This is a genomic window from Paenibacillus agri (assembly GCF_013359945.1).
GTDB lineage: Bacteria > Bacillota > Bacilli > Paenibacillales > Paenibacillaceae > Paenibacillus_AQ > Paenibacillus_AQ agri.
In genome coordinates this window covers 1-21,175 of the sequence record NZ_JABWCS010000180.1, presented here as the reverse complement: position 1 = coordinate 21,175, position 21,175 = coordinate 1, and the positions used below count along the sequence as shown (strand labels likewise).

The following is a 21,175-nucleotide window of genomic DNA, read 5'->3' as shown; positions in this document are numbered from 1 at the left end:
TAATCAAACTAATGAAGAAGTCTATAATTGCGCTGTTTGCAGTAATGGTATTGATCGTGGCAGGTTGTGGTAACAAAAATACATCCGTGAATGAAGCAGCACCGGCACCGACAAGCGCCGAGCCTGTAAAAATTAAAGTGGCTTCGCTGATTCCACCGATGACGGATATTCTGGATATCGTGAAACCGCTGTTGAAAGAAGAAGGCGTGGACATGGAAGTTGTGGTGCTGTCGGATAACGTACAACCGAACGAAGCCCTGGCGAACAAGGAAGTGGATGCGAACTTCTTCCAGCACGTTCCTTACATGAAGCAATTCAATGACAGCAAGGGTGCACATCTGGTAGCTGTTCAACCGGTGTACAATGCGATCTATGGCGGTTATTCCAAACGGTACAAGAACATCGCTGATCTGCCTGAAGGTGCTACACTCGTCATGGCGAATGACCCGTCCAACATCGGCCGCTCCCTGGTGATGTTCGAAGCTGCCGGACTGATCAAGCTGAAAGAAGGCGTAGGCATTCAAGCTACACAGGCTGATATTACCGAGAATCCGAAGAACTTCAAGTTCAAGGAAGTAGATCTTCTGATGCTGTCCCGTATGCTGGATGATGCCGATCTGGTAGCGATGACTCCGGCCTATGCCAAACCACTGGGATTAACGCCGACAAAGGATGCGCTGATTACAGAGAGCGAGGATTCCGAGTTCGCAATTACCCTGGTAGCGCGTGAGGACAACAAGGATTCCGAAGCCATCCAGAAGCTGGCCAAGGCGATCAGCGGCCCTGAGGTGAAGAAATTCCTTGAGGACAATTACGCGGATATCGCGCTGCCTGCTTTTAAATAAGATCTGTATATTAAAAAGATGATGTGAAAAAGGGCCAGCCGGGTGTATTCCGGGTTGGCCCTTTTGTGTCGAACAGAACTATAGGACGCTGTTGTCCCGACCTTTTACTCAGCTTCGCGCAGCCGCTCCACAATCGTAGATTGGGATAATGTTTTATATGCTCTCAGGGTTACTGTGTAAGCGATGATTAGCAGCACCGGCACGGTGAGTATAAAGGGCAGCCAGCTCATTCTAAATACAGTAAAGGCCATAGCATTGGTAATGCTTTTAGCAACGGTATGGGTCAGCAGTACACCTAATGTTGAGGTTATAAGTACAGTGAAAAGCACGTTGTACAGCCCTTCATAAATCAGAACGCGCTTAAGCTGCTTTTTAGTCATGCCGATGCTCTCCAGAACGGCAAACTCGTTTCTGCGTGAGAGGACGCCTGTAAGCACGGTATTAATATAATTCAGCACACCGATCAGAGCGATGACGAAGCTGAGACCGTATCCTATCGTTTGAAAAATGGTGATGAATCCGCCAAGTTCGGCTTTGTAATCCTCTCTTGATTTTAAGCTCAGCTCATCAGCAGGCTGGACGATTGTTTTGGCTGCTTGCTTCACGCTGTCGAGTTTGGCTGGATCGACATGAAGTGTGGCGGAAACGATCATAGCCGGGTCGCTGTCCGCAAGGGGTTCCTCCTGCAACTCCGAAGACGGTAGAAAGGCGTTGAAGCCATACGCAGAATAATGTTTTGTTGTGGCTGCATAAATACCTTCCTGCTTTAATAAGGCCATCACTTCGTAGCTTTTGCCGAGAGCCGGGAAGGATAGGATATCTCCTGGATGGTAGTAGGTATTTATCTCGGAATCATCCGAAAGATCAGCGTTTGAAATGAGTATATATTTGCCGGAATCGAACTTCATCTGGTCAAATTCGCCTGCGATCATATCTTTACCTACCAGCGTATACCAACCCGGGTCTATTCCATACAAATCAACAGGTATCTTCCCGGTCTTCATCGTCCAAGAGATAGGGGAATCAGGGGCAGCACCAACAGCCAGCGGCTCCAGTACAGCACGGGAGGTATCATCAAAAGGAATACGCTCATACCTGTAATAAACTTTATCCACGGATTCAACGCCGTCAATGCTACCAAGCTGATCAGAGAATGCTTCCGTAAGTCTATAGGGATCACCATTACGTCCACCTGTGATGCTGGTCAATACTTCATTCTGAACAAGCAAATCACCGGATATAAAGGTTGCCAGATATTTGTTCACATCCAGCGAAGAGATTACCGTGAAAATCGTACTGAACAAGACGATGCTGAGAAAGAGTGAAGAGAGCATCAACCCTAATTTCTTTTTACTTCTGAACAAATTAGAGAAAGCCATATGATGCAGCTTCGCTCCATGTTTGGACTTCTTGGTCCTAGTCTTTCTACCACTGTTGATACCGGCAAATTTCACAGCTTCTACTGGAGAAATACGCGAGGCCATTCGGCCTGGCTTGCTTGACGCAATCCGTACCGTTAGATAGGAGAAGACGGCTGCTCCTACAAATATCCAAGGACTTGAAGAATATACGGTACCGACAGAGCTGCTTGAAAAGCTATTGCCCATGGGTGTGATCAGGCGGCCTAATAGGTAGCCAAGTCCAAGCCCGAACGGTAGGGAGACCAGATAGAGCCAATGGGCCTGAGTGTGAATTATTTTTCTGAGTTGCCGGGGTGTGGTACCTATGGTCTTCAGGAGTCCGTAAAATTTCACATCACGCACTACGGAAATATAAAAGATATTGTAAATCAGCAAATAACCACTGAGCATGGTGATCAGAATAACTATGATATAAGGAATGGTATTCAAGAGATTGTCAAAAAGAGATACACTGGCATACGCAGGATTAACGCCATATTCTACTTTTAATCCAGTGTCAGCTAAGATCCCCTTGATTTTCTCTTCGATATGGAATGAGTTGTCCAGCATGACGCCCAGATCGGATGTGTTAACATAAGAACCTGTTGCTTCAGAGTGGTCAGGATCAATTCCGGAAATGTTTTTGTCCGTAAAAGCTTTGGATACGAAAGCCAATCCGGACATCGCCAGATTCTTATCTGTTTCGTAGTATCCTGAGACTGTGAAGTTCTGGCTAATGACCTTCTCATCGGTATCAATGTCTAGCCGCACCACTGCACCCAATTGATGTTGCGCCCCAAGCATGTCCAGCTCCCAGGTGTTCAAGACAATCTCGTTCTCGCCTGACGGCAGTCCACCCTCTATAAAATCGACAAAGGTATGCTTGGCATAGCTGTCGTCAACATGCAGCACCTCAACACGGTTATTTTTGAAAAGAGAGCTGCTAACTTCCCCTACCTTAAGAGAAACTCCATACGCTTTAATAGAAGGGTGTACGCGAAGCTGTTCCATTTCGGCAGGATTTAAATATTTAAAGCCTCCATGAAAATCACTGCCGGTGGTCTGCATTTGCGCGCGTTCCATCGATTTATTGATGCTGAGGGCCATGGTGAACACGGCCGTAATCAAAAGCGTAGTCAACACGATCGCACAGATGATAGCCCAATTGCGTGCAGGGTTGGCTTGCAGGCTTTTTCGGGCCAAGCGGGAGATCACTTTGCGGTTATTCGTGACGATCATACGCCGCTCACCTCTGGATTTCCCGTAGAACCGGAGGCGATCATACCATCCTCAATCCGCACAATTCGATCCGCAGTCTGGGCAATTTGCTCGTTATGCGTGATCATCACAATAGTCTGGTTAAATTTCTCACTCATCTGCTTCAACAGAATCAGCACTTCCTGACTGGTCTTGCTATCCAGATTGCCTGTCGGCTCGTCCGCCAGAATGATTGACGGTTTGGTCGCTAGTGCTCTGGCAATGGCCACTCGCTGCTGCTGTCCACCTGACAGTTGAGAGGGGAGTTGCTGAAGTTTCGCTTGTAAACCCAACGTACGGACAACCAGATCAAAATAAGGTTCATCTACACGCCCCCCGTCGAGCTCAATCGGCAACACAATATTCTCCCGTACGTTCAGAATAGGCACCAGGTTATAACTCTGGAATACGAAGCCTACCGATCTGCGCCTGAAAATCGTCAGCTTCTCATCGTTCATGGCAAAAAGATCATGACCGTCCACATAGACTTTGCCTTCTGTAGCCCGATCCAGACCGCCCAGCATATGCAGGAGCGTGCTTTTGCCGCTGCCGCTGGTGCCTACAATGGCGAGGAACTCGCCTTTTTCTACGGTGAGAGATATACCGTCCAGCGCTTTAACTGTATTTTCACCCTTACCGTAATGCTTCTTCAGTTGCTCCATTCTTAAAATTGGCATGTTTTATTCCTCCCAAGTTAAGTAAAGGCCGTTCACTCTCTAGAGAGTAACAAACAAATCTGACAGGACCGTGACCGGAATCTGTCGGTTCTGACACATTCACCTATGGGGAAGGAAGATAGAGAAGGCAGTGCCTTTGTCTGGAATAGAGCTTACCTTGATGTAGCCACCCTGTGCAGAAATAATTTCCCTTGCTAAAAATAACCCGATTCCCACACCTTCTGCATCCCGGGCATTTTTCCCGCGATAGAAGCGCTTGAAAATATGAGGGAGATCTACAGGGGCGATGCCACGGCCTGTATCTGAAATCTTGATGACTGTGAACATCTCGTTGCTTTCGGCGGTTACATGAATGTTCCCTTCCGGTGCTGTGTATTTTACGGCGTTCTCCAGCAGGTTGAACAGGGCTTCGCTTGTCCACTTCGTATCATGGCGGGCTGCAATTTCGGAGTCACAGTTAATGCTAATAGTGATCCTTTTACTTTCTGCATGATTGAACACTTGTGCTACCGCTGAGGTGGTGGCCGAAAGGATGTCATTAATATCTGGATGAAGGGAGATCATGCCCGACTCCAACCGGGACATTTTGATCAGCGACTGAATGAGCCAATCCAGCTTGGCTGACTGTGTCTTGATTTGGCTGGCGAAATGCCGCGGCTCTGCATCCAGTAGGGGAGTCTCCTCAAGAAGCTGGCTGTAGACCATAATGTTGGAGAGCGGGGTTTTGGTTTGATGAGAAATGTCAGAGAGCAATTCCTTGATGATGTTCTTCTCGGCAGCCATATTCTGTTCGCTTGCTTTAGAGGTCTCTATGTACCGGATTAGCTTATGTTCCAGTGAAGATAAGGAAGTCTCTTCATATAATGTCAGCTGGTCACGTCCATGAATGGCCCCGTCGACAATATCGTCCACCTTTTGGATGTGAGCAGTGAATTGATACTTCAGGAACCACACCCAGGCAGCACCCAAGAGGATTATTAATGATATGAACAAAAGTGAAACATATAGGAGCTTAAGATTCATCCCGTAGAACGAGAGAAGGATGCCTGTATAGACGGATACGATGATAATGAAGAGAACGAAGAAAAGGAGGTAGATCACTTTGCTCTGCAGCACGTATTTCTTCATCCTGGAGTCTGTCCTTTCATCCACATATAGCCCAGACCATAGATGGTCTTAATGTATTGAGGAGAGGAGGGATCATCTTCAATCTTGCTCCGCAGTCGCTTAATCGCTACAGTCAGCGCGTTCTCGTCCACGAAGTCGGCGTCCTCGCTCCAGATTCTATTGATCAGCTGTTCCCTCGTCAAAATGTTCCCGGGGTTAGCGACCAGCACCTTCAGCAGCTTTTGCTCCGTTCTGCTCAGACTCAACGGCTGATTGTGCTTATAATATTGCAGCTTTCCAAAATCGAAGGATAGTGGACCCATTGTTATTTGTTCTTCATTGCCGGGGGCTGTTCTTCTCAGTACAGCAAGCACTCTGGCTCGCAGGACCATCAGGCTGAACGGCTTGGTGATGTAATCGTCTCCCCCTAGCTCAAATCCGGTGACAATATCAGGCTCAAGATCATTGGCGGTTAAAAAGATAATCGGCACTTTGGATACCATGCGAATGCTCTCGCAAAAGTCCAGCCCGCTTCCATCAGGCAGATTAATATCCAGAATAAGCAGATTAATTCTCGAGGAAGCCATGATGGCTTCCGCAGTTGCTATATCATAAGCCTGTTTGATGATGAATCCGCTTCGGGAGAGCGTCAGCGCAATTCCCTTGTTCAGACTGAGGTCGTCCTCAACGATCAATAACGTGGTCATTTGTATTCCCCTTTGAGTGCCTGAGATTAATCCAATGGACAAGAAGTAGATGATTAATTATATCTTTCCATAATTTTCTTGTGAAGCTGTAAAATTGGCCTAAACCCGCATTTTTCCGCGTAAATGAGCGCACTTTTAAGCCTGTCCAGCCCTCTAACAGCCTGCAGTCCCATACCTTCCCCGACTAAGGTCCAGTACCAAAAACCGTCCCCGGTCTGTTTTGAAAGAACGCAGATTGCTCTAGAATAAGAGCATAAGGTTAAGGAGAACGAAAGGCGGTGAGAAAAAATGCAAAGAAGACAAGGAAACGGGCTGGCGATTGTACTGATCGTAATTGGTGCCCTCATGCTGATGGGAATTGCGCTTCCTCTGATTCACGGGATGTTCAGATTGTTGTTCCCGGTATTGCTGGTTGTTCTCGGGTACTACGGAATCAAGAGAGGTCACAAGCTTATTGGTTGGGTAGTATTGTTCGTCGGTGTCATGTCCCTGATCGCGAAGCTTTCCTGGATCATTGGACCGCTTCTGGGAATCGCTTTGGTAGTCTGGGGCATCTCGGTATTGAAGGGAAAGAGATCTGGTACCTACTAATAAATAAATTTACTTAATGAATATAAGCAGGGAGGGAGCAGGAAATCATGAGTGTTTTTCGCCGCATGAGAGATATCACTGTAGCTAACTTAAATGAACGTCTGGAGCAAAGCCAGGATCCCGTGAAGCTGATCGATCAATTTCTACATTCAACACGGGAGGAAATCAGCGAAGCGGAAAGACTTTACCAGCAATATGCCTCGCACACGAAGCAACTGCAGAATCAGGTAAATCAGGCGACTGGCATGAGAGACAAACGTGAGGAACAAGCACTTCTGGCACTCAAAGCCGGTGAGGACCACCTCGCGAAGCTCGCTTTGCAGGAAAAGATCATTCACGAAGAAAAGCTGGAGCAATACAGCGGACTTTTGGAGCAAAGCAAGGAATCCCTGTACGAGCTTGAAGCGCAGCTGAATGAATTGAAACTGGAATATCAGACCGTATATAGCAAACGTCAATATTATTCCGCACGAATGGAGTCACTGCGCTTGCAGCAACGGATGAACCAAAGAGCCAGTGCTTATGGCAATGGCGGTGATGTTCCCAAGATGTTCGGACGTCTGGATGACCGGTTGAATGATTGGGAGCTGGAAGCTAAAAGCCTGCGTGATCTCCGGCGCATGGGTCAGGAATATGCAGTGCAAGCCGGTGAGACGGTAGCCACTGTGCTCGAAAGGGAAATGGCCCGCTTAAAGGAGAAGCTGAACAATGACGGAAAGGAGTAGTACTATGACCCGATTGTATCGTTCAAGAAGAGACAAAGTCGTAACCGGGCTAGCCGGCGGTTTATCGGAAACCATAGGTATTGACTCCACTTTATTCCGAATTCTGCTGCTGATCAGCATTCCGTTCACAGGCGGAACGGTCATTCCGGTATATATCATCGCTGCACTGATCATTCCGAAAGAGCATTACCAGAGTCCATTCGGTCCTGGTGGCCCATTCGGAGGTCCATACGGCGGGCCACATTCCGGCAGACCAGAACATGGCCCGCACGGACATGGAGGATATGGTGGTCATGGAGGCCAAGGTGGAAATGGCGGGAACGGCGGATACGGCCACTACGGAAGTCAGTCGAGCTACAACCCTAATTTTGAAAAAAACCAAGCGTATTCTGCTCCAGACTCCGGCCTGGATGCCATGATGAAGGATATTGAGAAGAAAGCCCTGCAAAAAGAAGTGGAAGAGCTTAAACAAAAACTGTCTAAATATGAGAAGGGAGAAGTGTAATCATGGGAGTATTTCAAAGAATTAAGGATATGACTAAGGCGTCGGTAAACGACTTGTTGGATAAGGTAGAGGACCCGATCGTAATGCTCAATCAATATCTGCGCGATATGGAGGCTGAGATTCACGAAGCGGAAGTAACAGTTGCCAAACAAATGGCCAATGAGCGCCGCATGAAACAACGTGTAGAGGAAGCCGCTAAAATGTCCGCACAACGCGGAGCCCAAGCTGAACTGGCGCTGAAGAACGGCCAAGAGGAAGTGGCCCGCAAGCTGTTGGAAGAAAAAATCTACTTCGATCAAAAAGAAGCCGAGTACAGCCAGCTTCACGGTCAAGCTGAAGTTCAAGCCAAGGACCTGGTTGGGCAATTGCATGACATGAAGGACGAGTTCTACAAGCTGCGTAACAAACGCAATGAACTGGTATCCCGTGCCCAAATGGCTAAAGCCAAGAAGCAAATGTCGCAAATCAGCAGTGTGCATTCCATCGAGAGCGGCAGCGCATCCCTTGGATTCCACCGCATGGAAGAGAAGATCATGCAGCTCGAAGCGGAAGCAGATGTCCTGCGTGCACCATACAGCCCTTCTACAGCCTACAGTCCGGTTGACGCTGAGAAGCAGCTGAAGGTTGAAGAGCAACTCGCCGCACTTAAAAACAAGCTGAATGGCCCAGCCTCGGCGCCTTCCATCAGCAAAAAAGAAGATTAAAGCCTGTTCCCCAAATATAGGCGGATATGATATGCTGAACTAGGAAAAGCCATACGGTATGGAGTCCCCATACCGGTATGGCTTTTGTAGCGGTTATCCGCTTACAGAAATTTGGTTACTGGCTGAAGGAATTGCAGGCTTTCATTATTGAGGCAATTACAATTTATGCCTGAGCTAGGCGGGTGGATCAGGGGATGCTGGAAGTACAGCGGATGTTGGTCTAGCTACTGTAGAGGGAGAACACTACTATTAGCAATAATGAGCTGTGCTTCGCAAATTGATTATTATTTATCGGTTAACGTGAATTCAAGATAAGATATGAGATTTTAGATAATGAATCGTACGATTTTGGCATGGTATTTGTAATTAAGAGCATTTTTGTACCTTATATTCCTCTTTTTTGGGGAAATTGAGCAAATAAGTGCAATTTTGTACCTTATTTGTTGGGAAATCCGCTGCAGGGCGTAAATCAGAAAAATTAACGTACAAAATTGCCCTTAATCTAAGCTGATCCTCAGTTACAGCCAATTTAAGGTACAAAAATGCCTTTATTTATACTTCGGAGGTACTCTGGAGGATCTTTTTATTCAATTAGTTTTGCTTCGCAAAACTTAAGTCTATGCTTACGAAGCTATATAAGTTGAACTAAAGAAAGAAACGAAAAGGGGAGAAGGAGTGGAGGGGAAGATTGGAACTGTAGGAGCGCTAGCGATCGCCTTTGTCTCCGGATTTCAACCGCTACAAGCGGTTAAATAGAAGAAATCTGGAGACAACAGCGACCGGAAGTCCAAGCTTCACCGGAACGACGCCGATCCTTATGTTAATATCTTAAGTTCAATATATAGTTTTGCTTCGCAAAACTTTTAGGAGGTGCAAAAATGGATAAGCGGAGCCGTTTGATTGCCATAGGTCTCATCGGCGTTGGCTGTATAATGATATTTGGCAGATGGATTGGCTTTTTCTCCATTGTGGCCCTCCTGTTCCTGCTGCTGGGTATTTACCGCACGACGACAGGCAAAGTGAAGCAAGGCTATACCTTGCTTGGCATCGGCGCGGTCATGCTGCTACTGGATCATCTGGTATTGGTGCTCGGCATATGCCTGATCTCGCTGGTCATCTTTTTCAGAAAGTCCAAGAAGCTGCAGCACCAGACAAGGTTTATGCAGAAGCAAAACTTTTCCTCCAGATTTGAATGGGATCGTGTGCCTTGGGTGATGCAGAGTCTTAGTGCCTGGCATGTGCTGGGGGAGGCGGATCTGGATCTTTCGCTTGCTATGGCGGATGACCGGGAGACGATCATGCTCTTTCACGGGATTTTCGGGGATATTGATCTTCATCTGTCAGACGGCTATGGGGTGGAGATTGAGGCCTTTGTCCTGTTTGGATCGATAGACCTTGGTCTTCAGCGGGATACGGGCATGCTCAACCGGTTGAACTGGAAATCACCCAATTATGAGACCAGCGAACATAAAGTGAAATTTAACGTATCCTATTTGATAGGGGATTTGGATATCAGATTGTCTTAATCATAAGGAAGGAGGGCCCCCTGATGGGAAAGAAGAACACGAATATAATCTCGCGCAGCATGGGTGAGGGGGCTCTGTTCTCCTTTGTCATGCTGCTCGTTATTCTGTATATCATGTATACATATGGCTATTTGAAGCCGTTCGAGAACTGGACGGTTGGAGTACGAACGGCGATTACGATGGTTCTGCTCCCTGTAGGTTTCGGTATGGGCTTCGGGTTCTATCAAGGTTTTCGCGTGAAGCGTAAGCTTGAGCGGCTTCGGGAGACCTTGGTCCTGTGGGAAAAAGGCAACCTGACGCTGTCCATGCCGCAACTTGGCGACGATGAACTCGGCAGGCTCGGTGAACAGCTGAGCCGGATCAGCGTCAAATGGGAAAATCAGGTGAACACCCTCCAGCGGCTGTCCACCAACAATGCGCAGCTTGCCGAGCAGGCGCGTGTCTCAGCGATTATCGAGGAGCGGCAACGGCTTGCACGGGAGCTGCATGATGCGGTTTCGCAGCAGCTTTTTGCCATCTCTATGACGGCTACTGCGGTGGGGCGGACGCTCGAGAAGGATTTTGACAAAGCTCAGCGTCAGATTGCCTTGATCGAAGAGATGTCGGCGGTGGCCCAGTCGGAAATGCGGGCTTTGCTGCTGCACTTAAGGCCAGTATATCTGGAGGGCAAGGGACTGGAGCAGGGCCTGCGGGAGCTAGTCCGCGAGCTGCAAGAGAAAATGCCCATCGAAATTGTGTTCGAGATGGACCCTGATGTGCATTTGATGAAGGGGATCGAGAACCATTTGTTCCGCATTGTGCAGGAAGCCATCTCCAACACGCTGCGGCATGCCAAAGCTTCCAAGATGGAGATTCGATTACATCGCCGCGGAGATACGGTGCGGTTAACGCTGCGAGATGATGGTGTGGGCTTTGAGTTGGATGAGAACAAGCAGACCTCTTATGGTCTGTCGAATATGCAGGAGCGTATTATAGAGACTGGAGGTTCCATTCAGTTCATCACCGCGCCGGGCAAAGGAACACGCATTGAGATTACTGTACCGGTAGTCAATGAATAGGAGGGAAGGGAAGCAATGGAGGAAATGGAGACATCCATCAAGGTACTGCTAGTCGATGATCATGAGATGGTCCGGATCGGACTGGCTGCGGTCCTGGGTACCGAAGACGGTATTGAAGTAGTGGGAGAAGCAGGGAGCGGGGAGGAAGGCATACGCCTTGCCCATGAATATAATCCTGATGTTGTGTTGATGGATCTTGTCATGGACGGTATGGATGGTATTGAAACGACGAGGCAGTTGATGAAGACATTTCCCGATTGTAAAGTCATTGTACTCACCAGCTATTTGGATGATGAAAAAATGTACCCTGTAATCGAGGCAGGAGCCTTCAGCTATCTGCTCAAAACCTCACGGGCGACTGAAGTCGCGGATGCTATCCGCGCTGCGGCCCGGGGACAGTCTGTCTTGGAATCCCAGGTGGCTTCCAAGATGATGAATCGCTTCCGCAACGATGCGAAAGTAGAAGCACCGGCGTATAAAGAGCTGACGGAACGTGAGATGGAAGTGCTACGTCTGCTGGCTCAGGGTAAATCCAATCAGGATATCGCCGACCAGCTAATTATTGGAATCAAGACTGTGAAATTCCATGTGACGAATATTCTCGCCAAGCTGGATGTGGAGGACCGCACCCAGGCGGCCATTTATGCATATAAAAACGGACTTGCGGAGTAATCCGCAGGTTTTTTTTATTACAGGTGAATCCATTTCATAATCCATAAGTGAGCGTCTAATCATCGATATCAAGTTGTACATGGTTCAGGTATAACTTGATATTGTACCTATTCGGATTGAAATCCGAATTATGAAATGGATTCAGGTTTAAAATCTCTCATCCCCGGCCATCCTGTTTAGTAGATTGCTAGACCGGATGGAGAGGAAGATGGACGATGGGGAACGGGAACAAGGGTACAGGAAAAGCGACGCTGTTGGTACTATGTTTGAGCCTTGCGGTGATTCTGGTGGCAGGATTCATTAATGAAGCGGAGGCTCAACCGCTTAAGGAAGTGGCCTCAGTACGCGCTGCTGTTGAAGGCGCTGATGTGAGAGACATTGGCGGAGTTAGTGGCATGGAAGAGTCTCTTTCTCTATTATCATTGCTAGGCCAGCAGGCTACACAACCTGGAACCCCTATGCGTCTTGTTCTGAAATGGCAAGGTGAGTACAGTGAGGGGGATGACCTCCGTGCCGCAGGTCCTCTTACTGCTGTGGAGTTGGCCGAAAACCTTGGGCTAAACATTCCTACTGGTGTTGAAGAACATGGACATTTGGTCTACCGTGCTACGTCCTCTCTGACAGAGAATACTTCGATTTCGCTCTTCTGGAGTGAGCTGGGTGAGGGACACAGCTATGTGATAGCCACTTTGGAGACAGCAGATTTGACTAAGGCAGGAGATTGGCAGAATAAAGCTATACAGGTGGGTAAACTCATGCTGAAGAGTGGGATTGACGCTGAATGGAATGCCTCCCTGCAAGGGACGGCCAAAGAGCAAGGGGAGCCTAAAGAGGCGTTAATAGTGACTGAAAAGAACTTTGCTAACCGGGTTGCGGGGCTGGCTGAAGCAGAGTGTTACAAAGACGAAACTACCTACAGTCGTTCTTACAAGGTGCCAGGGTTGGAACGCTTTGTCGTCAGCGGCAATCACAACCTGGCGATGCAGGCGGCTGTCCATAGAGATGGTATCAACAATGAGAACAGAATAACCATCGGTTTTCCCCTGATTACGATAGAATATTAAGAATGACATCATATAAGTTGAATTATAGTCCATAATAAGAAAAGGTGATCGCTTTTGTCGATATCCCGAGGGTAATTGTCAGGAATGTGATAGCATCCTTTTTCGGAATATGATAAAATGGCATCACGCCGTTAAAGTGTTAATGTTTGTATCCGGCGTTGAGAATGATTGTCAACTAAATTACATACAGAGAGATGAGGAGCCATGGCTGAAAATCAAACCCTTGATGCACTGCGTACACCCGGTGCTGTATTTTTTATCTTTGGGGCTACCGGAGACTTAGCCCGGCGTAAGCTGTTCCCGGCTATTTACAGTTTGTACCGTGAAGGCAAGCTGGCACATGATTTTGCGGTAATCGGCGTGGCGCGTCGTCCGCGTACTCAAGATGAATTCAGAGAAGACGTGAAAGAATCGATCGGTGAATTCTGCCGCTACCAGGCAGAAGACGAGAGTGAATGGAACGGCTTCGTCCAGCATTTTGAATACAAATCTCTGGACATCAATAATATTGACGGGTTCCGCGAGCTGAGTGCCCAGACAGAAGTGCTTGAAGGCAAGTTTGAAATTCCGGGCAACCGAATTTTCTACCTCGCGCTTGCACCTGAGCTGTTCGGCAGCGTGTCCAATAACTTGAAAGCCGGCGGTATGCTGGATAGCAGAGGCTGGAATCGCCTTGTCATCGAGAAGCCGTTCGGGTATGATCTGGAATCAGCAGAGCAACTGAACGAGCAGATTCGTCAGGTCTTCAAGGAAGAAGAGATCTACCGGATCGACCATTATCTCGGTAAGGAAATGGTGCAGAACATTGAAGTGATCCGTTTTGCGAATGCCTTTTTCGAACCACTTTGGAACAACAAGCATATTGCCAATATCCAGATTACACTCGGCGAGACCGTGGGTGTCGAAGAGCGCGGCGGATACTATGATCATGCTGGCGCCCTGCGGGATATGGGGCAGAATCATATATTGCAACTCCTGACCATGATTGCCATGGAGCCGCCTAGCCGCTTGCTGGCTGAGGATATCCGTGACGAGAAGGTCAAGGTACTCCGTTCGCTCCGTCCTTACGCTAACTCCGAAGAGGTACGTGAGAACGTTGTGCGTGGCCAGTACACAGAAGGCTCGCATAAAGGTAAGACCCTGCCGGCTTACCGTCAGGAAGATAAGGTGGATCCGGAGTCCAAGACGGAAACGTATTTCGCTGCCCGCGTATTCGTGGACAACTTCCGTTGGGCTGGAGTTCCGTTCTATATCCGTACAGGCAAACGCCTTCCAGTGAAGACGACGGAAGTCGTTGTAGAATTCAAGGGCATGCCGACCAACGTCTACTTAGGTCAAAAGCATAAACTGGAACCAAACCTGCTTGTCATCCGCGTGAACCCGATGGAAGGCATCTATGTGAAGATCAATGCCAAGAAACCGGGCTCGGAATCCGAGATCCAGCCACTGGCTATGGATTTCTGCCAAAGCTGTATGGTGGGCATCAACTCACCGGAAGCTTATGAGCGTCTGCTGCATGATGCAGCTCGTGGCGATTCCACTTACTTTACGCGCTGGGACGAAGTATCGTCGGCGTGGTCGTTTGTGGACCGTATCGCCAAGGCGTGGAAGGAAGGAGCTAGCGATCTGGCCTCCTACCCTGCAGGCTCGTGGGGTCCTGTCGAAGCGGATCAACTGCTGGCGCAAGAAGGCTTTCACTGGTGGCCGGTGAACGGCCAAGAAGAAGACAATGTAGTATGGCGGCTGAATAACTAAGTAACGAAGCTGCACATATGGTGTATAAATCTCCCTGCGGAAGATCGCAGGGAGATTTTTTGAAAACATAAGGATATAGATGTTCTACGCTATAAATCATCCTTATATTTCTCGCTGAAACGGATACCGTCTCTTATAAGAGGGCAAAGCCGTTCTGCTTGAATAACAGGAGTCATCGCTTACGTGCAAGATAACAGACGCATATTTTACAAGAAACGGGTACTTGTCCTTGTTCTAAGGCTAAAGTATTCGTTTCTTTTTACAAAGCGGGCTTTTATGTAGATAATCTCTGCCCGATTTTGTTATACTTTAAAGGATGCTTGCATTTCATTAATTCTCCAAGTGAAGGGAAATGTAAAATGATCAAATTACCGATTTGATGCGGACCTGGCGCCATTGAAAACGCACCATGAATTTTATATATGAAGGGATATGTGTAATGAGTAAAGAGAATGAGATCCTGCAGAAGGAAGTGGAGAAGCGCAGAACGTTTGCGATTATTTCCCACCCGGATGCCGGTAAAACAACTTTGACGGAGAAGCTGCTGTTGTTCGGTGGTGCGATCCGGCTGGCAGGAACGGTTAAAGCCCGCAAGGCCAGCAAACATGCAACAAGTGACTGGATGGAAATCGAGAAGCAGCGGGGGATTTCCGTTACTTCCTCTGTTATGCAATTTGATTATAATGATCATCGGGTGAACATTCTGGATACCCCAGGTCACCAAGATTTCAGTGAGGATACCTACCGTACCCTAACGGCAGCGGATAGCGCGGTCATGCTGATGGACGTGGCGAAGGGTGTGGAGGCACAGACGATCAAGCTGTTCCAAGTCTGCGCCAAACGGGGCATCCCGATCTTCACCTTCATCAATAAGCTGGACCGTGAAGGCCGTAGTCCGTTTGACCTTATGGAAGAGCTGGAGCAAGTGCTGGGTATCCGTTCTGTGCCGATGAACTGGCCGATCGGTTCCGGACGCGAGTTGTGCGGGGTATACGACCGGATGAAGAATCAGGTCGAGCTGTTCCAGGGAGATGATCACTCTGTGATCAAGGTGCAGAAGGTTGAGAGTTACCGTGATCCGATTATTCGCGAAATGGCCGGAGAATATTTGCATGATCAGCTGTGTCAGGACCTGGAGCTGCTGGACATCGCGGGCGATGCTTTTGACTATGAGAAAGTGCTACGGGGAGAGCTTACACCTGTATTCTTCGGCAGTGCGATCAACAATTTCGGGGTACAGACCTTCCTGGATAACTTCCTTGAGCTGGCACCAAAGCCGGAACCACGCCGTAGTAATGCGGGTACCGTCGAACCAACGAGTGAGAAGTTCACGGGTTATGTATTCAAAATTCAAGCCAATATGAACCCGGCTCACCGTGACCGGATTGCCTTCTTGCGTATTGTGTCCGGTAAGTTCCAGCGCGGCATGAGCGTAAAGCATGTCCGTGCCGGTAAGGATATCAAGCTGGCCCAGCCGCAGCAATTTTTGGCACAGGATCGTGATATTGTCGAAGAGGCTTATCCGGGCGATATCATTGGTCTGTTCGATCCTGGGATTTTCCGGATCGGGGATTCGCTGAGCCAAGCTGGTGATATTGAGTTCGATGAGCTGCCAACGTTCTCACCGGAGATTTTTGCCAAGGTAAGCATTAAAAATGCCCTTAAATCGAAGCAGTTTCAGAAGGGTGTCGACCAATTGACCGAAGAGGGCATGATTCAAGTGTTCCGTACGGTTAGCTTCGACGATATTATTCTGGGCGTAGTTGGACAACTGCAGTTCGAGGTGTTCGATTACCGCATGAAGGGTGAGTATGGCGTAGACGTACAGCTGCAGCGGATGACTTATCAGTTCGCTCGCTGGATCGTGGACGAGAATGAGCCGGACCCAAGTAAATTCCGGATTAACTCGACGCTGGTCAAAGACAAGAAGGGCAACTACGTGGTGTTGTTCGAGAACGAGTACGCGATGCGTACAGCTATGGAAAAGAATCCGACAGCGAAGTTCTTGGAGAACGCCCCTTAACTTTTAGCAAGAAACTGTATTTCCCATAATCATCTGCTGTGATATTGATGAAAAACCTCCGCGCTCAGGTTGCTGGCTAGCATCCTGATGTTGCGGAGGTTTTTGGCTGATGGCACTCCAGATCAGGAAGTGGTCAGAGATCCGGGAGTCATCGACTTGAGATTTTCGTGCAGCAGCTCGATGACCTTATCCTGCTTGGCAGCGTCAAGGTGTTTCCAAGTGATCTCGAACATCACACCAAGGCCGGGAAGCGCAGCTTCAGGACCGTCGATGGAGCCCTCGATCATATGACGAAGATCGGCTTCGGATTGCCCGTGCACTTTATGAATAACCGCCTGCCGCAAATCAAGTGTAATTGGCATCATACAACCTCCTTAATAATTGAGCAAAGGGTTACAGGATATAATGTACCCTGCCTTGGGGCTGAAAATTCAAGTTTTTAAGGCCTTATGCTATACTGTGGGGAGATGCAGACAGCAACGGGAGGTACATGGATATGGCCAAAAAACAATATGCCATCATCGGCATGGGGCGTTTCGGCTCAAGTGTAGCCAAGGCGCTTAGCGGCATGGGGTTTGATGTGCTGGCAATTGATGCGGACGAGCAGCGGACGCAGGAAATATCGACCATCGTGACCCATGCGGTAACCGCGGATTCCACGGATGAAGAGGCGCTGCGCGCGCTCGGCATTCGTAATTTTGATGTGGTTGTAGTCGCGATCGGGGAGGATATCCAGTCCAGTATTTTGACCACACTGATCCTGAAGGATCTGGGGGTTCCGGCGATTCTGGTCAAAGCGAAAAGCGAGCTACACGGTAAGGTGCTGAGCAAGATTGGCGCGGACAAGGTCATTTATCCGGAGCGGGATATGGGGATGCGTGTGGCGCATCATCTGGCCTCCCCGAACATTCTGGATTATATTGAGCTGTCCCCGGATTACAGCATTCTGGATATGAAGGTATCCGGGCCGATGCTGGGCAAAAACCTGCTGGAACTCGACATTCGGGCAAAATATGGCTGTAACGTCATGGCAATTCGCAAGGGTGAGGAGATGAATATTTCTCCTCGTGCCGAGGATCGTTTGGCTGAAGGCGATATTCTCGTTATTGTTGGCCGGAAGGATAATTTGGCGAAGCTGGAGATGGCTTATCAGTAGGGGAACTGGAACCGTAGGGGCTTTAGAACCTTGGGAGACATTAAGAACATTAAGAACATTAAGAACATTAAGAACATTAGAAACTTAGAACCGTTGGCGGTCTATCTGAGGAAGGTTTGGACTTACGGTCGCTGTTGTGTCCAGATTTTATGATTGACCGATTTTTGGGTTGAAATCTGGGAGAACGGGTGAAAAAACGCCGAAAGACTCAACTTCACTCGATAGGGTATTGGAATAACGGGAATAGCTCCTGTTATTTTCATTAAATTCTCTTCTATTCTAAAAATAACTGGAAAAACTCCTGTTAATCACCTTATTCTGTCCCAATTAAGCGATGGAGGAGGTGGATTAACAGGATAAATTCCCGTTATTTATGCTCAAAGCCTGGAAAGGGAATAATTAACAGGATATTTTCCCGTTATCAGCGATCGGAAAAACCTTCCGAGCCCGTGGCGGCTTAACTCAGCAACTACCATTGGTTTTATTAGTTGATTCGAAAATGAAAGGAAGACCTTATGGAAATCATGTCTCCGCAAAATACGCGGGTAAAGGAATGGGCTGGGTTGCAGGAGAAAAAGCACCGTGAAAAGGCTCATAAATATATTGTTGAGGGCGTTCATCTGGTACAGGAAGCGTTGTTGGCGGAAGCTGATGTTGAGATCCTAGCCTTTGATCTCGATAAGGGGATGCCAGCTGAGCTGAAGGATCACCTTCAGGCTGTGCAAGGCATGGAGGTGGTCGGTGTATCGGCTGCGGTCATCGCCAAATGCAGCAGCACTAATACACCGCAGCCGGTGTTCGCCATCGTGCGGAAGGAACAGCACGGGGCGGAAGCTATCCTGTCTGTGAAGGATAGCTTCGTTGTGGTCCTTGACGGCGTGCAGGACCCTGGCAACGTCGGTACGATTATCCGCAGCGCCGATGCTGCAGGTGCGGACGGGGTAATACTGGGTCAAGGCTGCGCCGACCTGTACAATCCGAAGACCATCAGGTCCACGATGGGCTCGATGTTTCATCTCCCGATTATAGAGGGAGATCTCGCTGAGATCCTGCCGCAAGCGCGCGAGCGCGGGGCGCTGCTGGTAAGCACTTCGCTGCAAGGCGAAGAATCGTGCTACAGCCACGATTTTCGCGGCAGCCAGTGGCTGCTGATCGGCAGCGAAGGCAAGGGTATCTCGCCACAGACCGCACAACTCGTGGACAAGAGTATCATCATCCCGATGGCTGGTCGGGCGGAATCGCTAAATGCAGCGATGGCAGCCACGATCCTGCTGTTTGAGGGGATGCGGCAGCGGATATATTCACCGAAAATAAACACGTAAAGATGAAAATAAACTTATCTCGCCGCAAATAAACTCGTATCCCTGATCCAGCCTCCATCATTATTTCCCTAATAGAGCAGGGGAAAAGCAGGAGGAAAGGAAGAGGGGAAACGTCTAAAGATCGGCGGGATAAAAGCAGGATTCATTGCAGATTCAAAGCAAAGAAAAGCCTGTAACACCAAGATGGAAGCGGGATTTATACTGAAACAACGATGGAGGACATGAGGGATCTCAACTCCCTAATGCCCTCCATTTTTTTTCACCCTAGCCCCTATTTTTATCCCCTGAACTTCTCCTGTCCTCACACGACTTTATTTTTATTTCCCCAGCCATCCCCTAATCTAAAATCCCTGTTTTTTCCTGATTTCCAGTACGACTTTATTTGCATCGGCTGAAACGGAGAAGCAGAGGAATAACGGAAAAAATGCAGGAGTGGCAAGGGCTGGCGGCGAATTGGTGAGGGTGGAGGGTGACATACGACTTTATTTTCGAAGCACAGCGGAGTTAATTAGACAATAATTCCTGTCTACGTGTGAGTAACGAGGATAACTGAGACTAGTTTGATCAATAACTGAGACATTTTTCATGATATGTTTGAGACTGAACGTACCTGCGGTTAAAATAAAATAGTTTTAGGACGTGTCTGAAAACTAAAGAATCATATGGTATGATATGAGAAACGAATTGGAGAAACGAACATGATTCAAAGACGGTACGAAATAGACGATGAACAGTGGGAACAAATAAAGGATATGTTCCCGCCCTATCAAACTGGACGTCCGTCAAAACGAAGTAATCGCACGATGTTTAATGCCTTTCTTTGGATCGCCCGAAGTGGTACAGCATGGCGAGATTTGCCTGAAGAACGTTATGGTTCATGGAAAACGGTCTACAGTAGCTTCTGCAAGTGGAGAGATTCCGGACTCCTTATCGCAATCTTCCAAGCTCTTCACATCGAACCGGATTTTGAAAACTTGAGCATTGATTCTACATCGGTCAAAGCCCACCAGCACAGTGCCGGTGCAAAAAAACGCAGACGGACACGAAGTAAATCAACACATCGGCGTCAGTCGTGGCGGCAAGACAACCAAACTTCATACGGTAGTCGATGGATTAGGAAACCCGCTGGCTTTTCTTCTGACGGGCGGCCAAGTTTATGATTCCGTCCCAGCGATCGAATTACTCCAGGAGTTGAATATTACGGGAAGCCACATTCTTGGCGATAAAGCCTATGGCTCAGAGGCCATTCGGAACTGGATTACGACTAAACAGGCCACTTACACCATTCCACCTAAAGCGAATAATCAACATCCATGGGAAGTCGATTGGTATCGGTACAAGGAACGCCATTTGGTGGAGTGCTTTTTCAATAAAATCAAACACTTTCGTCGTGTGGCAACTCGCTACGACAAGTTGGCTAAGTCGTTTCTGGCGTTTATTTATATCGCAGCGATTTTCAAATTGACCCAATGAGGAGTTTTCAGACACGCCCTAGTCTGACCCTAGAAATTGAAACAGCGACAGTAAAGGACGGGAAAACAATGTCCTAGACTGTCGCTGTTTCATTGAACTAACGTTTCCCGTTAGAATTCCTGTAAAACGAATAATTTGGAGTTTGAACAAAAACGAGCGCCTCTGTACGATGGGGTTATGCAACGGGTCAAAAGCCCTTAAAACCACATCAGGAGGTCGCTCTATCATGAAGTTTAAGGCACAAGATAAGCAAAATCAACTCATAGAAAACATTACCGTTCATCATTTGGTTATTGGCGTAGACATCGCCCAAGAAGTCCACGTGGCCCGCGCGGTCAGCTTTCGTGGGATTGCTTTGGGAACTCCGCTCAAATTCGGTAATCATCGTGAAGGGTTCGATCTGTTCGAACGCTGGAGCCAAGATCTACTCAAATCTTACAAACTTAGCAACGTCATCGTTGGTATGGAACCCACTGGCCACTACTGGTTTAGCCTGGCACATTGGCTACTCGATCAAGGCATGGAGCCCGTTTTGGTTAATCCTCATCTTGTCAAAAAGAACAAGGAAAACCGAGACAATACACCATCTAAAAGTGACCATAAAGATG

General features: G+C 48.1%; 19 protein-coding genes and 1 pseudogene. 15 read left to right on the top strand and 5 right to left on the bottom strand.

What is annotated here, in order from left to right; genetic code table 11:
* Positions 1–11: 11 nt before the first annotated feature.
* Entirely contained in the window at positions 12–845 is an 834-nt protein-coding gene (locus HPT30_RS02115; protein ID WP_175369878.1) for a MetQ/NlpA family ABC transporter substrate-binding protein, read from the top strand.
* Between the two features lie 104 nt (positions 846–949).
* Here HPT30_RS02115 and HPT30_RS02110 read toward each other — a convergent pair whose 3' ends face one another.
* The 4 genes from HPT30_RS02110 to HPT30_RS02095 all read right to left on the bottom strand — a co-directional run bounded on the left by HPT30_RS02110 (position 950) and on the right by HPT30_RS02095 (position 5,993).
* The gene (locus HPT30_RS02110; protein WP_175369877.1) at positions 950–3,484 is read right to left on the bottom strand and encodes an FtsX-like permease family protein; all 2,535 of its coding nucleotides are present in this window, start codon (positions 3,482–3,484) and stop codon (positions 950–952) included.
* Positions 3,481–4,179, bottom strand: coding sequence for an ABC transporter ATP-binding protein (locus HPT30_RS02105; protein WP_175369876.1), 699 nt, complete (start codon positions 4,177–4,179; stop codon positions 3,481–3,483). The genes HPT30_RS02110 and HPT30_RS02105 overlap by 4 nt, the downstream gene beginning before the upstream one ends.
* 99 nt (positions 4,180–4,278) lie before the next feature.
* On the bottom strand, positions 4,279–5,307 hold the full coding sequence (locus tag HPT30_RS02100) for a sensor histidine kinase (protein WP_175369875.1): 1,029 nt from the start codon (positions 5,305–5,307) through the stop codon (positions 4,279–4,281).
* Positions 5,304–5,993, bottom strand: a complete 690-nt coding sequence (locus tag HPT30_RS02095; RefSeq protein ID WP_175369874.1) for a response regulator transcription factor — start codon at positions 5,991–5,993, stop codon at positions 5,304–5,306. The genes HPT30_RS02100 and HPT30_RS02095 overlap by 4 nt, the downstream gene beginning before the upstream one ends.
* A 288-nt stretch (positions 5,994–6,281) precedes the next feature.
* On the opposite strand from HPT30_RS02095, the gene HPT30_RS02090 reads away from it, so the two are divergent.
* From HPT30_RS02090 to HPT30_RS02045, 10 genes and pseudogenes are all read left to right on the top strand, one after another.
* Complete coding sequence (locus HPT30_RS02090) at positions 6,282–6,584, top strand: hypothetical protein (protein WP_175369873.1); 303 nt, start codon at positions 6,282–6,284, stop codon at positions 6,582–6,584.
* 47 nt (positions 6,585–6,631) lie between these two features.
* Complete coding sequence (locus tag HPT30_RS02085) at positions 6,632–7,309, top strand: PspA/IM30 family protein (protein WP_175369872.1); 678 nt, start codon at positions 6,632–6,634, stop codon at positions 7,307–7,309.
* Positions 7,293–7,814, top strand: a complete 522-nt coding sequence (locus tag HPT30_RS02080) for a PspC domain-containing protein (RefSeq protein ID WP_246316887.1) — start codon at positions 7,293–7,295, stop codon at positions 7,812–7,814. The genes HPT30_RS02085 and HPT30_RS02080 overlap by 17 nt, the downstream gene beginning before the upstream one ends.
* Before the next feature lie 2 nt (positions 7,815–7,816).
* Complete coding sequence (locus HPT30_RS02075) at positions 7,817–8,518, top strand: PspA/IM30 family protein (protein ID WP_175369871.1); 702 nt, start codon at positions 7,817–7,819, stop codon at positions 8,516–8,518.
* 878 nt (positions 8,519–9,396) lie between these two features.
* A complete protein-coding gene (gene liaF, locus HPT30_RS02070; RefSeq protein WP_175369870.1) occupies positions 9,397–10,044 on the top strand; it encodes a cell wall-active antibiotics response protein LiaF in 648 nt (215 codons plus the stop codon).
* A gap of 20 nt (positions 10,045–10,064) precedes the next feature.
* Positions 10,065–11,161, top strand: a pseudogene (locus HPT30_RS02065) (sensor histidine kinase).
* Positions 11,127–11,774, top strand: a complete 648-nt coding sequence (locus HPT30_RS02060; protein WP_175369894.1) for a response regulator — start codon at positions 11,127–11,129, stop codon at positions 11,772–11,774. The pseudogene HPT30_RS02065 and the gene HPT30_RS02060 overlap by 35 nt, the downstream one beginning before the upstream one ends.
* 215 nt (positions 11,775–11,989) lie before the next feature.
* Positions 11,990–12,838, top strand: coding sequence for a YwmB family TATA-box binding protein (locus tag HPT30_RS02055; protein WP_175369869.1), 849 nt, complete (start codon positions 11,990–11,992; stop codon positions 12,836–12,838).
* A 204-nt stretch (positions 12,839–13,042) separates the two neighbouring features.
* Positions 13,043–14,593 carry a glucose-6-phosphate dehydrogenase gene (gene zwf / locus HPT30_RS02050; RefSeq protein WP_175369868.1) on the top strand — a complete coding sequence of 517 codons (1,551 nt, stop codon included), beginning with the start codon at positions 13,043–13,045 and terminating at the stop codon, positions 14,591–14,593.
* A 439-nt stretch (positions 14,594–15,032) separates the two neighbouring features.
* Positions 15,033–16,616 carry a peptide chain release factor 3 gene (locus HPT30_RS02045; RefSeq protein WP_175369867.1) on the top strand — a complete coding sequence of 528 codons (1,584 nt, stop codon included), beginning with the start codon at positions 15,033–15,035 and terminating at the stop codon, positions 16,614–16,616.
* Between the two features lie 122 nt (positions 16,617–16,738).
* Here HPT30_RS02045 and sspI read toward each other — a convergent pair whose 3' ends face one another.
* Complete coding sequence (gene sspI, locus HPT30_RS02040) at positions 16,739–16,978, bottom strand: small acid-soluble spore protein SspI (RefSeq protein WP_175369893.1); 240 nt, start codon at positions 16,976–16,978, stop codon at positions 16,739–16,741.
* 95 nt (positions 16,979–17,073) lie between these two features.
* Here sspI and HPT30_RS02035 point away from each other — a divergent pair, with 95 nt between their 5' ends.
* From HPT30_RS02035 to HPT30_RS02020, 4 genes are all read left to right on the top strand, one after another.
* Positions 17,074–17,772, top strand: a complete 699-nt coding sequence (locus HPT30_RS02035; RefSeq protein ID WP_281364448.1) for a potassium channel family protein — start codon at positions 17,074–17,076, stop codon at positions 17,770–17,772.
* Between the two features lie 515 nt (positions 17,773–18,287).
* On the top strand, positions 18,288–19,094 hold the full coding sequence (locus HPT30_RS02030; protein WP_175369865.1) for a TrmH family RNA methyltransferase: 807 nt from the start codon (positions 18,288–18,290) through the stop codon (positions 19,092–19,094).
* 698 nt (positions 19,095–19,792) lie between these two features.
* A protein-coding gene (locus tag HPT30_RS02025) for an IS5 family transposase (RefSeq protein WP_217622222.1) occupies positions 19,793–20,567 on the top strand; the annotation gives its coding sequence in 2 pieces (ribosomal slippage) (positions 19,793–20,121 and positions 20,120–20,567; 777 coding nt in all).
* Between the two features lie 226 nt (positions 20,568–20,793).
* Positions 20,794–21,175, top strand: a 382-nt coding sequence (locus HPT30_RS02020; protein WP_175369864.1) for an IS110 family transposase, incomplete at its 3' end; no start/stop codon positions are given.